This is a genomic window from Brachybacterium saurashtrense, assembly GCF_003355475.1.
Lineage (GTDB): Bacteria > Actinomycetota > Actinomycetes > Actinomycetales > Dermabacteraceae > Brachybacterium > Brachybacterium saurashtrense.
Genome location: NZ_CP031356.1, coordinates 1,560,775 through 1,574,804 on the forward strand (window position 1 = coordinate 1,560,775; position 14,030 = coordinate 1,574,804).

Below are 14,030 nucleotides of genomic sequence, written 5' to 3' on the forward strand. Positions count from 1 at the left end.
GGCGGCAGAGTGGAAGGGATGCCGTGAACGTTCACGACACGGGCAACGCTATCCCGTCCGAGCGCTCGGGGCAATGCTCCCCCGCGCGTGGACCCGCCCCGTGCCGCCCAGTGGTGCGTCGTCACCGGCGGACCCGGGCGGGACACGTCGTGGCGGGGCCCATCGGTCGGGGACGCCCGCGCCGCTCCCCACGATGACGCCGCACAGGGTGTCCCTGCATGCAGGGACGCCCCGTGCGGCGTGCGATGACCGGCGGGCGCGAGCGCGGCGATCAGTCCGAGCTGCGCTGTCCCACGCTCGGGGTGTTCTTCTGCACCGTCATGAGGAACTCGGTGTTCGACTGGGTCTTCTTGACCCGCTCCATGAGCAGCTCGAGCGCCTGCTGCTGCTCGAGGGCGCCGAGCACGCGGCGCAGCTTCCACATGATCGAGAGCTCCTCCTTGCCCATGAGCACCTCCTCGCGGCGGGTGCCGGAGGCGTTGACGTCCACCGCCGGGAAGATGCGCTTGTCCGCGAGGTGCCGCGAGAGGCGCAGCTCCATGTTGCCGGTGCCCTTGAACTCCTCGAAGATCACCTCGTCCATCTTCGAGCCGGTCTCCACCAGCGCGGAGGCGAGGATCGTCAGCGAGCCGCCGTTCTCGATGTTCCGCGCGGCGCCGAAGAACCGCTTGGGCGGGTACAGCGCGGAGGCGTCCACACCGCCGGAGAGGATGCGCCCGGAGGCCGGGGCGGCCAGGTTGTAGGCGCGGGAGAGACGGGTGAGCGAGTCGAGCAGCACGACCACGTCGCGGCCCATCTCCACCAGTCGCTTGGCGCGCTCGATCGCGAGCTCGGCGACGATGGTGTGATCCGAGGCAGGACGGTCGAAGGTCGAGGCGATGACCTCGCCCTTCACCGTGCGCTGCATGTCGGTGACCTCCTCGGGGCGCTCGTCGACGAGCACCACCATGAGGTGGACCTCCGGGTTGTTCGCGGTGATCGCGTTCGCGATCTGCTGCATGATGATCGTCTTGCCGGCCTTGGGCGGGGCGACGATCAGGCCGCGCTGGCCCTTGCCGATCGGGGAGACCAGGTCGATCACGCGCGGCGAGACCGCGTTGGGGGCGGTCTCCAGGCGCAGGCGCTCGTCCGGGTACAGCGGGGTGAGCTTGTTGAAGTCCGCCCGCTGGCGGGCCCGCTCCGGGGCCATCCCGTTGACGGTGTCCACCTGCACCAGCGCGGCGTACTTGTTCTGGTTGCCGCCCTTGCCGCGGCGGTTGCGGCCGCCGCCACCGCCGTGGTGCTGCTGCTCGACGTGGTGGTCCTCGCCGTCGCGCGGCGCCTTCACCTGGCCGGTGATGGCGTCGCCCTTGCGCAGACCGGCGCGCTTGACCTGGTTCATCGTGACGAACACGTCGCTGGGGCCGGGGAGGTAGCCGGTGGTGCGCACGTAGGCGTTGTTGTCGCGGATGTCGAGGATGCCGGCGATCGACATCAGCTCGTCGCCGTCGCGGACCTCGGTCTCGTCCTGCTGGCCGCCCTGCGGGTTCTGGCCGTCGTTCTGGCCGCCGCGGCCCCGACGCTTGCGGTCGCGCGAGCGCTGGCGGTTGCGGGAGCGGCCCCGGCGATCGTCGTCGTAGCCGTCCCCGCCCTGGCGGTCCTCGTTCTGCTCGCCGGAGCGATCCGGCAGCTCGATGTCCTCGAGCCGGCGTCGGCCGCCCCCGCGGCTCTGGTCGTTGCCGCGGTTCTGGTCGTTGCCGCGGCGCTGGTCGCCCCCGCGGTTCTGGTCGCCCCCGCGGTTCTGGTCGTCCCCGCGGTCACGGCCGTTCTGGCGGCCGTCGTCATCGCGGTTCTGGTCCCCGCGATTCTGGTCCCCGCGGTTCTGGCCGCCTCGGCCACGTCCGCGCCGGGGACCGTCCTGGCCGTCCTGCCCGTCTCCGTCGCCGCCCTGGCCGCGGTCGTCACGACGGGTCGAGCCGTCCTCGCCGCCACGGGAGGCCGGCTCCTCGGACCGCCCCGTGGGCAGTTCGATCCCGAGATCGGGGGCGGCGTCGTCCGTGCTCGCCGCACGCTGGCGGGACCGGGACCGGCCGCGCCCGGTGGGGGCGTCCTCGCCGCTGGGCGCCTCGCCCGACTCCGCGGGCGCGGCGGCGCGGGTGCTGCGTGCGGGGGCCTCGGAGGACGGGGCCTCGGCCGCGGGGGCCTCGGAGGCCGCCTCGCCGCCGGTGGGCGCCGACGGGGCGGCGGAGGACGGGGCGCCGCCGCTGCGGATCGCCTCGATCAGCTCGCCCTTGCGCAGGCGGCGCACGCCCTTGATGCCGATCTCCGCGGCCATCGCCTGCAGCTCGGGGAGCTTCTTGGCCGCGAGGTCCGCGCCGGAGGTGGTGTCGTTCACCCGGGTTCCTTCCTGTCGAGCCGGTCGCACCGGCTCATGTCTGGTCTGGGTGCCGCCCGGCGCCGGGACCAGGATGTCCACAGGTGCGGGGGCGGCGGGTGCGAGCAGGGGTGTTCCCCGCGATGCAGGGCATCTCGGGAGGCCTGCCGGTGTGATTCGGGGTGCGTCAGCGGGGTGCACAGGCCTGCGGGGCACGACATGAGGGGTGCGCGAGGTCTGTACGGGGCGCCGTTCGAGGAGCACATCGGGACGCGGAGTTCTGCACGGCGCGATCATCGAGGATCCGCGGCAGGTTCAGCGTCGTGCGATGTCGCCTGGACGCGGGTTCAACCTACCACAGGAGCGGCCGGAGCCAGGCGCAGCGGCATCTCCGCGATCCGCCAGGCGGCGGGATCGGCCACGAAGCGGCGCACCAGCGGTGCGATCTCGGCCCGTCGGCCGTCCATGACCAGAACCGACGGCCCCGCCCCGGAGATCACCGCGGCGTGGCCCTCCCGGCGCAGCACCTTCATCAGCTCCACGCTCTCCGGCATGCCGGGAGCACGCTGCTCCTGGTGGAGGCGGTCCTCGGTGGCCTCGAGCAGGAGCTCGGGCGCACCGGCGAGGGCGTGGACGAGCAGGGCGGCGCGGGAAGCGTTGAACACGGCGTCCCCGTGGGGGACCTCCGCCGGCAGCAGCCCTCGCGCCCGGTGAGTGGCAAGGGTGGCGGTGGGCAGCAGCACCACGGGCCGCAGCACCCGCGCGGCGACCTCCAGCCGCACCGCGCGCGCCGTGTCCCCCTGCACCCAGGAGAGCACCGCCCCGCCCAGCAGCGCGGGGGCGGCGTTGTCCGGATGGCCCTCGAACTCGGTGGCCAGCTGCAGCACGGTGCGGTCGTCGAGCGCCTCGGGATCCGAGAGCATCCCCCGGGCCAGCAGCAGGCCCGCCACGGTCGCCGCGGCGCTGGAGCCCATGCCCCGGCCGTGCGGGATGCGGTTGAGCGCCTGCAACCGCAGCCCGGTCTGGGGAGCGCCGGCATGGTCGAGGCCGCGGCGCAGGGCGCGTACCACGAGGTGCTCCTCCCCCGCGGGCACCGCTCCGGCACCCTCCCCCTCCACGACGATCTCCACGCCGCCGGTGGTGGCCTCGACCTGCAGCTCGTCGCAGAGGTCCAGGGCCAGACCGAGCGTGTCGAAGCCCGGGCCGAGGTTCGCGGAGGTCGCGGGGACGTGCACGGCCACCTGCGTGTGCTGGATCCTCACAGGCCGATGGCCTCCGCGGCCGCGGCGATGTCCACCGGCACCACGGTGGGGGTGAGGTCGTGCTGGGTCAGCGCCGTGTCGATGTCCTTGAGCCCGTTGCCAGTGACGGTGATCGCGATGGTGGCCCCGGCGGGCACCAGGCCTCGCCGGGCCTGCTGCAGCAGCCCTGCCGCTCCGGCCGCGGAGGCCGGCTCCACGAAGATGCCCACCTCGGCGGCGAGCAGGCGCTGGGCGTCGAGGATCTGCTGATCGCTCACCGCGTCGATCAGGCCGCCCGAGGCCTCGCGCGCCTCGACGGCGAGGTCCCAGGAGGCGGGCGCGCCAATCCGGATCGCGGTCGCGACGGTCTCCGGGTCGCTGATCGGGTGCCCGGCCACGAAGGGGGCGGCGCCCTCGGCCTGGAACCCCCACATCTGCGGCAGGGAGTCGGTCGCCCCGGCCTCGCGGTACTCGCGGTAGCCCATCCAGTACGCGGAGATGTTGCCGGCGTTGCCCACGGGCAGCACGTGGATTTCCGGGGCGCGGCCCAGGGCGTCGGCCACCTCGAAGGCGGCGGTCTTCTGGCCCTGCAGCCGGTACGGGTTCACGGAGTTGACCAGCTCGATGGGGTGCTCCGCATCGAGCTTGCGGGCGATCTCGAGGCAGTCGTCGAAGTTGCCGTCCACCTGGATCAGCTTCGCGCCGTGCACCACGGCCTGCGCGAGCTTGCCGGCGGCGATCTTCCCCTGCGGCAGCAGCACGGCGCAGGTGAGGCCGGCGGCGGTCGCATACGCGGCGGCGGAGGCGCTGGTGTTGCCGGTGGAGGCGCACACCACGGCGGTGGCGCCGTCGTTCTTCGCCTTGCTCATCGCGGAGACCATGCCGCGGTCCTTGAAGGAGCCGGTGGGGTTCATCCCCTCGACCTTGATGTGCACGTCGGCGCCGACGGCCCGCGACAGGGCGGGCGCCGGCACCAGCGGGGTGCCGCCCTCCCCCAGCGTGAGCAGGGTGTCGCCGTCGGCGAACGGGAGGTGCTCGCGGTACTCGGCGAGGACGCCGCGCCACTGATGTGCCATGAGGTCATTCTCCTTCGATGCGCAGGACGGAATCGATGCTCCGCACCGTGGCGGTGGAGGAGAACACGTCCAGGGAGGCGGTCATCGCGGATTCGAGCGCGCGATGGGTGCTGACGCCGATGTGCGCGCGGGCGGGCGCGCCGGAGCCCTCCTCGGGCGGGAGGAGCTCCTGGTGGATGGTGGAGATCGAGATGCCGTAGCCGGAGAAGGTGCCGGCGATCTCCGCGAGCACGCCGGGGCGGTCCTCCACCGTCAGCGAGATGTAGAAGGCGCTGCGCAGCTCCTCGAGCGGGATGGACTCCAGCTCCGCGTAGCGCGACTCCCGCGGGCCGATGCCGCCGTGCACGCGGGAGCGGGCGGCGGAGACCACGTCGCCGAGCACGGCGGAGGCCGTCGGGGAGCCGCCCGCGCCCTGGCCGTAGAACATCAGGGAGCCGGCGGCCTCCGCCTCGATGAACACGGCGTTGTACGCCTCGGAGACCGCGGCCAGCGGATGGTGGTCGGGCACCAGCGCCGGGTAGACGCGGGCGGAGATCCGCTCGCCGTTCTCCTCCTCGATCCGCTCCACGATGGAGAGCAGCTTGATGGTGCGGCCCATGCGGGCGGCGGCGGCGATGTCCTGGGCGGAGACCTGGGTGATCCCCTCGCAGTGCACATCGCCCAGGCGCACCCGGGAGTGGAAGGCCAGGGAGGCGAGGATGGACGCCTTCGCGGCGGCGTCGTGGCCCTCCACGTCCGCCGTGGGATCTGCCTCGGCGTAGCCGAGCTGCTGGGCGGTGGTGAGCGCCTCGTCGAAGCTCACCCCTGTCCTGGTCATGGCGTCGAGGATGTAGTTGGTGGTGCCGTTGACGATGCCCAGCACGCGCTGGATGCGATCCCCGGCGAGGGATTCGCGCACCGGGCGCACCAGCGGGATGGCGCCGGCCACGGCGGCCTCGAAGTAGAGGTCCACGCCGTGGGCGTCGGCGGCCTCGTAGAGGGTGGCGCCGTCCTGCGCGAGCAGCGCCTTGTTGGCGGTGACCACGCTGGCGCCGTGCGCCATCGCGTCCAGCAGCAGGGTGCGGGCCGGTTCGATGCCGCCCATCACCTCGACCACGAGGTCCGCCTCGCGCACCAGCGCGGCGGCGTCCTCGGTGAGCAGCGCACGCGGCACGTGCGGGCCGCGGTCCCGGTCGAGGTCGCGCACGGCCACGCCGCGCACCTCGAGGCGGCCGCCGATCCGATGGGCGAGATCCTCCCCCTGCTGGGCGATCAGGCGCAGCACCTCGCCGCCGACGGTGCCGGCGCCGAGCACCGCGACGCGGAGGGCGGGGAGTGCGGACACGGCCGCGGCCTCCTGGCCGGAGGTGCTGCCGGAGGGGTGCAGTGACATGGGAGGGGTGGTCCTTCCACAGGGGCCGACGAGGCGGGCGGAGCGGGCGTACGCACTGTATCCGAGCACGGTACGGGGTTGTGACCGTGGATGAACGAATGCGTCACGGACCGGTCAGGGCGGGTGCTGCGGCCGGGCGGGCCGGGCCGGCAGTGCCGGCGAGGACGGTGGGACTGCGGGCGGGCCGGCGGGTCAGCCCATGTCCAGGCCCAGCAGGTCCTCCTCGGTCTCGCGGCGGATCAGGGTGCGGATCTCGCCGTCGCGCACCGCGATCACCGGCGGGCGCGGCACGTGGTTGTAGTTCGAGGCCAGCGAGTAGCAGTACGCCCCCGTGACGGGCACGGAGATCAGGTCCCCGCGACGCACGTCCCCGGGGAGGTACTCGTCCTTCACGACGATGTCGCCGCTCTCGCAGTGCTTGCCCACCACGCGCACCACCTCGGGGGTCACGTCGGAGACCCGCCCGGTGAGCAGGCAGGAGTAGTCGGCGTCGTACAGCGCGGTGCGCACGTTGTCGCTCATCCCGCCGTCCACCGAGACGTACACGCGATGGTGGGGACCGCCCAGCCGCACGTCCTTCACGGTGCCCACGGTGTACAGGGTCTGGGTGGAGGGCCCGGCGATCGCACGTCCGGGCTCGAAGGCGAGGTGCGGCACGTCGATCTCGAGGTCGTGGCACTGTGCGGCGACGATGGCGGCGATGCCGGTCGCGAGCGCCTCCGGGGTCGCGGGGGTGTGCTGGGTGTTGTACATGACGCCGAAGCCGCCGCCGAGGTCGAGCTGGTCGATGGTGCGGCCCAGCTCGTCCCGCACCGTCGCGATGAGGGCGAGCACCCGGCGGGCGGCCACCTCGAAGCCGCCGGTGTCGAAGATCTGGGAGCCGATGTGGGAGTGCAGGCCCAGCAGGGTGAGGTGCGGGGCCTCGAGCACCTGCTGCACGGCTTCGAAGGCGGTGCCGCCGGTGAGGGAGAGCCCGAACTTCTGGTCCTCGTGGGCGGTGGCGATGAAGTCATGGGTGTGTGCCTCCACGCCGGTGGTGACGCGCAGCATCACGCCGGCGCGCCGTCCCAGCCGCGCCGCCACCTCGTCCACGAGCGCGATCTCGTCGAGGGAGTCGACCACGATCCGGCCCACGCCGGCCTCGAGGGCGCGGCGCACCTCCGCCTCGGACTTGTTGTTGCCGTGCAGGGCGATGCGCTCGGGCGGGAACCCTGCGCGCAGCGCGACGGCGAGCTCGCCGCCGGTGCACACGTCCAGGCCCAGGCCGTCCTCCTCGACCCAGCGGGCCACGGCGCCGCACAGGAACGCCTTGCCCGCGTAGTAGACGTCGGCCCCGCGGTGGGGGCGGAAGGCCGCGGCGAAGGCGTCGCGGAAGGCGCGGGCGCGGTGGCGGAAGTCGTCCTCGTCCACCACGAAGGCGGGAGTGCCCACCTCCTCGGCGATGCGGTGCACGTCCACGCCGGCCACGGCCACGGAGCCGTCGGCGGTGCGGGCGGTGTTCCGCGACCACAGTCCGTCGATGAGGGTGTTGACGTCTGCGGGGTACGGCAGCCAGGTGGGGGCTGCGTCGTTGCCGTGCAGGGCTCCGGCCTCGTGGGCGCGCATGTGTGCTCCTCGGTCGCACCGTCCCGCCCGGCGGGTTCCCGGGCGGCTGCGCCGGCGGCGCCCTCCGAGAGTAGGGGCGCGGCGCGAGGCACGGCGCGGCCGTCCGGACCGCGAACACCGCCCCCGCCCCGCCCGACCACTCGGTGGGCGACCATCCGCGCAGGTCACACCCGCAGGTCACGAGTCGGTGAAGAGGCCATCAGGGCGAGTGGGTGACCCATCGCACTTGGTAGCCTCACGGTGTCGACGGGTGCGGCGGCCGCCTGCGGGCGCCCTCCGCGCCCGCGCCCTCATCGTTCCGACGCGAAGGAGTTCCGGTGCCCTCGTCATCCCCGGTCCAGCACAGTTCCGCCGAGCACGAGATGGTGGTGGTCGCGAACCGGCTCCCCGTGGACTCCCGCACCCTGCCCGACGGCGCCACCGAGTGGGTGACCAGCCCGGGAGGCCTGGTCACCGCGATGGAGTCGGTGATGCGCACCGTGGACTCCGGCGCCTGGGTGGGCTGGGCCGGCGCACCGGGCGAGGCGCCGGCGCCGTTCGAGGCCGACGGGATGAGCCTGTACCCGGTGCGGCTCGAGCAGGAGGACGTGGAGCGGTACTACGAGGGGTACTCCAACGCGACCCTGTGGCCGCTCTACCACGACGTGATCGTGGATCCGGAGTTCCATCGCGGCTGGTGGGACTCCTACCTGGCGGCCAACCGTCGCTTCGCCGAGGCGGCCGCGCCGGTGGCCGCGCCCGGCGGGACCATCTGGGTGCACGACTACCAGCTCCAGCTGGTGCCACGCATGATCCGGGACAAGCGCAGCGACGTGCGCATCGGCTTCTTCAACCACATCCCCTTCCCCTCGGTGGAGCTGTTCTCCCAGCTGCCCAAGCGCAACTCGATCCTGCGCGGCCTGCTGGGCGCGGACCTGCTGGGCTTCCAGCGCGAGAGCGACACGCTGAACTTCGTCGCCGCGGTGCGGAAGCTGCTGGGCTACCACGTGGACGGCACCACCATCTCGGTGCCCGGCATCGGTGCCGCCCCGGTGCGGGAGGTGCAGGCGCGCACGTTCCCGATCTCGATCGACTCGGCCACCGTCTCCGAGCTCACGGAGGACTCCGCGATCCGGGCACGGGCCGAGGAGCTGCGCCGCGATCTGGGCGACCCCGAGCGGATCGTGCTGGGGGTGGATCGCCTGGACTACACCAAGGGCATCCGGCACCGGTTGAAGGCCTGGGGAGAGCTTCTCGACGACGGCTCGATCGACCCGCACGACACGGTGATGATCCAGGTCGCGACCCCCTCGCGGGAGCGGGTGGAGGCCTACCGGCAGCTGCGCGACGAGGTGGAGCTCACGGTGGGCCGCATCAACGGCGAGCACGCCCCGCTGGGTCGCCCCGCCGTCTCCTACCAGCACCATTCCTTCGATCGCCGGGAGATGACGGCGCTGTTCATGGCGGCGGACGTGGTGCTGGTGACGGCGCTGCGCGACGGCATGAACCTGGTGGCCAAGGAGTACGTCGCCTCCCGCCCGGACCTGCAGGGCGTGCTGGTGCTCAGCGAGTTCGCGGGCGCGGCCGATGAGCTGCGCGCCGCGGTGCTGGTCAACCCGCACGACATCGACGAGCTGAAGGCGGCGATCCTGCGCGCGCTGGCGATGCCCGCCGAGGAGCAGGAGGAGGCGATGCGTTCCCTGCGCCATCAGGTGATGGAGAACGACGTGCAGGCCTGGGCCCATGACTTCCTGCAGCAGCTCGAGGCGATGCACACCCCGGCGGGCGACACGGCGCCGGCCGTGCTGCTCACGGGGGATGCGAACAGCGCCCCGGAGGAGGTCGAGGTCGCGCTGCGGGACTTCACCGCCATGCCGCGCCTGCTGATCGCCTCGGATTTCGACGGGGTGCTGGCCCCGATCGTGGACGACCGCGATGCGGTGGTGCCCGACGGCGAGGCGCTCGCTGCGCTGCGGGAGCTCTCGGACCTGCCCGGGGTGGCCGTCGCCCTGGTCTCGGGCCGCTCCCTGGCGGACCTCGACCGGCACACGACCATGCCGTCTTCGGTGGTGCTGGTGGGCTCGCACGGCGCCGAGGTGGGGGCGCTGCCCCCGTGGATGCAGGCCGAGGTGCTGGACAAGTCGGCGCTCGCCATGACCCCCCAGAAGGAGGAGCAGCTCGCGGAGATCACCCGCACCCTGCGCCGGATCGCGCGGGCGCATCCCGGCACGGAGGTGGAGACCAAACCCACCGCCGCCGTGCTGCACACCCGCTCCGCGAAGGGGCGCGGCGGGCTGAACGCCACCGAGGCGGCGCTCGAGTACGCGATGACGCTGCCCGAGGTGACGGTCACTCCCGGCAAGGAGGTGGTGGAGTTCGCCGTGGTCCACACCTCAAAGGGCGCGGCGATCGAGGCGCTGTCTCGGGCGAGCGCGGCCGATGCGTGGCTCTACCTGGGCGACGACGTCACCGACGAGTCCGTGTTCGCCGAGCTCGGCGAGCACGACCTGGGCCTGAAGGTGGGCGGCGGCGACACGGCGGCGCGACTGCGGATCGCGGACACGGACGCGGTGCGGGAGGTGCTGCAGCGGCTGCTGCACCTGCGCGCCGACGAGAGATGAGCACCGCTGACGTATCCTCGATCCCAGCTCATCCCGAGCTCGGAACACGATCCCAGGCGGCAGATCATGACAGCAGCGGTCCCCCGCAGGACGGAGGCCTCGCCCCTGGCCGTGCCCGGTCGCCGCGCCGCGCGGGAGGTCCTGTGAGCGCTCTCGTCGCCGTGGAGGAGCAGGACCGTCTCGACCTGGTGGTGTTCGACCGCCCGGTGACCGTGCTCCTGCCCCCGGACCCCGATGGGGAGCGTCGCGCGCGGCTGCGCGACGCCTGGTCGCGGTGCCTCTCCCCCGGCCCGCCGGCGGCGGGGGCCGTGCTGTGCGATCTGCGCGCGGTGACCGCGCCGACGGAGGAGGCCGACAGCGGGGCGCGCCTCGGCGACCTGGTCACCACCGCGGTCACCACCCGGACGATGGAGTCGGCGCTCGGCACGCTGCTGCTGCTGCACGCGGCGGGCCTGGCCGCGGAGGACGGCCGGGTGATGGCCCTGTGCGCCCCTCCCGGCACCGGGAAGACCACGGCCACCCTCGTGCTGGCGCGCCGTTTCGGATACGTCACCGACGAGACGGTGGCGGTGGTGCCGGGCACGGGCCAGGTGCTCCCCTACCCGAAGCCGCTGCAGATCATCGACCGCGAGGTCGCCGCCCGGAAGGTGGCGCGCGGCCCCGAGGAGCTGGGACTCCGTGCGCCCTCGGCTTCCACCGCGCTGCACCTGGGCCCCGTGATCGTGCTGGACCGTTCGCTCGATCCGGCAGGGGACGCCGCGCCGACGGTGACGCCCCTCCCCCTCGCGGAGGCGCTCCCGCGCATCGTCGCGCAGACCTCGTCGCTGCATCTGCTGCCGCGGCCGTTGCAGACGCTGTGCGCCCTGATGGACGCGCACGGCGGGCCCTGGCTGCTGCACTATGCCGAAGCGGAGACCCTGCCGGAGGTGCTGGACGCCTGGCTGGCCGGGCGGGAGTCGCGCTCAGCGGGCCCCGAGAGCTGGGAGTCCGCGGTCGTGGAGGAGACCTCCCCGTCGCCGCCCTGCGGTGACGGCGCCGTGGTCCGTCGCGCGCCTGTGGCCGATGCCGTCGCGATCCCGGGCGGGGTCGCGGTGCTGCGCGGCGGCGACTTCTTCCTGTTGCAGGGCGTGGGGGCGACCCTGTGGGAGCGGCTGACCCGCCCCCGCACCCTCGACGAGCTCACCGAGGCCCTGGTCGCCGCGCACGGTACGGTGGAGGGCGCGGACGGGATCGTCGCCGAGCTGGTGGAGCAGCTGCGGGACCGTGGCCTGCTGAGCATCGCGGACGGGGGCCTGGCGTGAGCGCGCCCGGGACCGACGGCGACGGGCGCGACGCCACCCTGGCGCAGCGCTCCCTGCCGCGGGACGTGCGACTGCGACTGGGCCACGCCGCCGTGCAGATGGTGGCCGACGAGGCCGGCGCCGACGTGCTCCACCTCAAGGGCCACAGCGTGGACAGCGACCTCTACGCCGCCGGGCGCATGAGCTCGGACGTGGACGTGATGGTGCGGCCGGGTCACGAGCAGCGACTCATCGAACATCTCGAGCGCCATGGCTGGCAGACGGAGACCACCTTCGCTAGCGGCTCCGTGTTCCACCACGCGATGACGATGCGCAACGAGCGCTTCGGGCACGTGGACCTGCACCGGCTGTTCCCGGGCCTCACCACGCCGCCGGCGGAGGTGTTCGAGGCCGTGTTCGCCCAGAGCGGGCGGCGGGAGATCTGCGCGATCGGCTCCCAGATCCCCTCGCGCCGGGACCAGGCCACCTTCATCCTGCTGCACTCGGCGCGGGACGGCTCCCGCGGCCCGCGCGACGCGAAGCACCTGCGTGCGGTGCTCAGCGCCGAGGAGTGGCAGGCGGTGGTGGCGCGGGCGGAGTCCTGGGGCGCGGGCGGCGCCCTCGCGGCGGCGATGGGCGAGCTGGAGAGCTGGCGGGACCGGCCGGACTACGAGTTCTGGCGCTACATGTCCCAGGGCGGCACCCGCTGGGACCTGTTCACCGCCCGCTGGAAGGCCCGGCCGACGGTGCGAGCACGGGCGCGCCTGGTCGGCTCGGCCCTGATCCCCAACATGGATCACCTGGCGATGGGGCTGGGGCGGCGGCCGACGGCCATGGACGTCGCGCGCGAGCTGGCCCGGCGCGTGCGGGACACCGTGCGCGGTCTCTTCCGGGCGTTGCAGCAGAGGAGTCGGCGTGAGCGGTGAGTCGAGGGAGACCAGCCGCGACTCGAGCACGAAGATGCGGCTGCACCCCCTGGTGGCGTGGACCGCCGAGTGTCACGATCTCGGGACGAGCCCGCGGGAGTTGAGGCACGACGGTCCCGCCGTGGTCGCGGTCCGCCTTCCCGAGGGGTGGCCGGTGCTCTTCGACGGCCCTCCGGCGCTGGTGTGGCAGGAACTTGCCGCAGCCGGCGAGGCAGGGGCCGACATCCTGGAGCTCGCCGCACCGTGGGTCGCCTCGGGCGCCGCGCGGCACGAGGTGCTCGGCGGTCTCGAGGAGCTCCTCGCCGGATGGTGCAGTGCGGGACTGCTCGCCCCGGTCGGCTCGGACTCGGCATGAGCGCGCACCCTGAGGGGCAGGAGCGGCCGACACCATGACGCGGGAGCGCGCCGGGGAGGGACCTCCCCGGCGCGCATTCAGTGCGTCCGTCAAGATGCTGCGAGGTCAGACCTCCTCGGTACCCGATCCCTCCGATGTCTCGGCCTCCGTGCCCTCGGCCCCGGAGGTGGCCGGCTCGCTGGATTCGCCGTCGCTGCTCTCCGAGGCGGCCGGCTCCGTGGCGGACTTCTCCTGCGTCTCCGTCGTCCCGCCGTCGGACTCGGGTTCGGTAGTCTCGGCGACACGCGCCTCCTCGCTGACCGGAGTGGTCGAGGCTGCGGGGGTGACGGGCTCCGAGGTCGTGACGTAGTCACCGCATTCGGGCGGGGTGGTCGCGAAGGGTGCTGCGGCTTGGTCTTCGTAGGAGCGCCCGGAGCTCTGGCCCTCGACGAAGAGGTCCACGTAGACGGTGCCGGACGAGTTCGAGCTGTTGCCCGTGTTCGTCAGCACGAGCCAGTAGGTGATGTTCCCGCCGATGGGGAGACAGACGGTCTCTCCACCGGGCGCGGCTCCCGGTGAGCCCGGGGGCTGTGTCCAGAAGATAGGGTCACCCGGCTTGACCGTGCCACCGGTGAGCACCACTTGGGCACCGCTCACAGTGAGGCACACGACCTCGTTGGCGATGTTCTGAATGATGACGGGGAAGAGGTAGGACTGGAAGGTCCCCGTCGGCCCGCTGTTACCGGGGTACTTGCACACGTCGCCCTCGGAGAGCGTCACCAGCGGCGACTGCGCGAGCGCCGGTGCGGCGGTGGCGAGGGCGAAGGCCGGCACGGACCATGCGATGCCCTTCGCGATGGTGCGGCGAGTGATCGGACTGCTCTGCTGGTTTCCCACGACTGTTCCCTCCACGTTCCCCTGGCAGCGCCACGGACCGGTACGACGGGTGACGACGGACTCCCCACCCGAGCTGGACGTACCGTGCATACCGGTCAGACTGGGTCAAATCGGACATGCCGGACATGCACATGCTAGCGAACGATGCGACGGATGAACACCTGCGCAGGGAGATTGGACGGCATGTGTCGGAGCAGCCGTCAACGGCGCTGGTCAGGGCCGTGACCAGGGAGTAAGGAGCGCGCTCCACCCCTCTTGAGGAATGGCCGCACGAGTCCCGGGAGCACCCGCCCGGGCCGCCTCTGCACGCCCTCGGCAACGAGAACGGCCCGCCGCCCGAGCTTCT

At 73.0% G+C, this 14,030-nt stretch carries 10 protein-coding genes; 4 read left to right on the top strand and 6 right to left on the bottom strand.

The features are described from left to right. Window positions 1-271: 271 nt before the first annotated feature. The 5 genes from rho to lysA form a co-directional block, all read right to left on the bottom strand. Entirely contained in the window at window positions 272-2,374 is a 2,103-nt protein-coding gene (gene rho / locus DWV08_RS07075; RefSeq protein ID WP_115413153.1) for a transcription termination factor Rho, read from the bottom strand. A 326-nt stretch (window positions 2,375-2,700) separates the two neighbouring features. Beyond that, window positions 2,701-3,615 carry a homoserine kinase gene (gene thrB, locus DWV08_RS07080; protein WP_115413154.1) on the bottom strand — a complete coding sequence of 305 codons (915 nt, stop codon included), beginning with the start codon at window positions 3,613-3,615 and terminating at the stop codon, window positions 2,701-2,703. Further along, a complete protein-coding gene (gene thrC, locus DWV08_RS07085; RefSeq protein ID WP_115413155.1) occupies window positions 3,612-4,670 on the bottom strand; it encodes a threonine synthase in 1,059 nt (352 codons plus the stop codon). The genes thrB and thrC overlap by 4 nt, the downstream gene beginning before the upstream one ends. 4 nt (window positions 4,671-4,674) lie before the next feature. Next, window positions 4,675-6,042 (bottom strand): homoserine dehydrogenase, encoded by a 1,368-nt coding sequence (locus DWV08_RS07090; RefSeq protein WP_115413156.1) that lies wholly within the window; start codon window positions 6,040-6,042, stop codon window positions 4,675-4,677. 192 nt (window positions 6,043-6,234) lie between these two features. After that, window positions 6,235-7,647: a diaminopimelate decarboxylase gene (gene lysA, locus DWV08_RS07095; RefSeq protein ID WP_115413157.1), complete on the bottom strand. Its 1,413-nt coding sequence runs from the start codon at window positions 7,645-7,647 to the stop codon at window positions 6,235-6,237. A gap of 362 nt (window positions 7,648-8,009) precedes the next feature. Here lysA and DWV08_RS07100 point away from each other — a divergent pair, with 362 nt between their 5' ends. The 4 genes from DWV08_RS07100 (at window position 8,010) to DWV08_RS07115 (ending at window position 12,808) form a co-directional block, all read left to right on the top strand. After that, the gene (locus DWV08_RS07100) at window positions 8,010-10,247 is read left to right on the top strand and encodes a bifunctional alpha,alpha-trehalose-phosphate synthase (UDP-forming)/trehalose-phosphatase (protein ID WP_162801637.1); all 2,238 of its coding nucleotides are present in this window, start codon (window positions 8,010-8,012) and stop codon (window positions 10,245-10,247) included. Between the two features lie 143 nt (window positions 10,248-10,390). Further along, window positions 10,391-11,548 carry a PqqD family peptide modification chaperone gene (locus DWV08_RS07105; RefSeq protein WP_115413159.1) on the top strand — a complete coding sequence of 386 codons (1,158 nt, stop codon included), beginning with the start codon at window positions 10,391-10,393 and terminating at the stop codon, window positions 11,546-11,548. After that, complete coding sequence (locus tag DWV08_RS07110; RefSeq protein WP_115413160.1) at window positions 11,545-12,453, top strand: nucleotidyltransferase family protein; 909 nt, start codon at window positions 11,545-11,547, stop codon at window positions 12,451-12,453. The genes DWV08_RS07105 and DWV08_RS07110 overlap by 4 nt, the downstream gene beginning before the upstream one ends. Further along, window positions 12,443-12,808 (top strand): hypothetical protein, encoded by a 366-nt coding sequence (locus tag DWV08_RS07115; RefSeq protein ID WP_115413161.1) that lies wholly within the window; start codon window positions 12,443-12,445, stop codon window positions 12,806-12,808. Before DWV08_RS07110 ends, DWV08_RS07115 begins: the two co-directional genes overlap by 11 nt. A gap of 105 nt (window positions 12,809-12,913) precedes the next feature. On the opposite strand, the gene DWV08_RS07120 is transcribed toward DWV08_RS07115, so the two are convergent. Further along, window positions 12,914-13,774: a hypothetical protein gene (locus DWV08_RS07120; RefSeq protein WP_162801519.1), complete on the bottom strand. Its 861-nt coding sequence runs from the start codon at window positions 13,772-13,774 to the stop codon at window positions 12,914-12,916. Window positions 13,775-14,030: the final 256 nt, after the last annotated feature.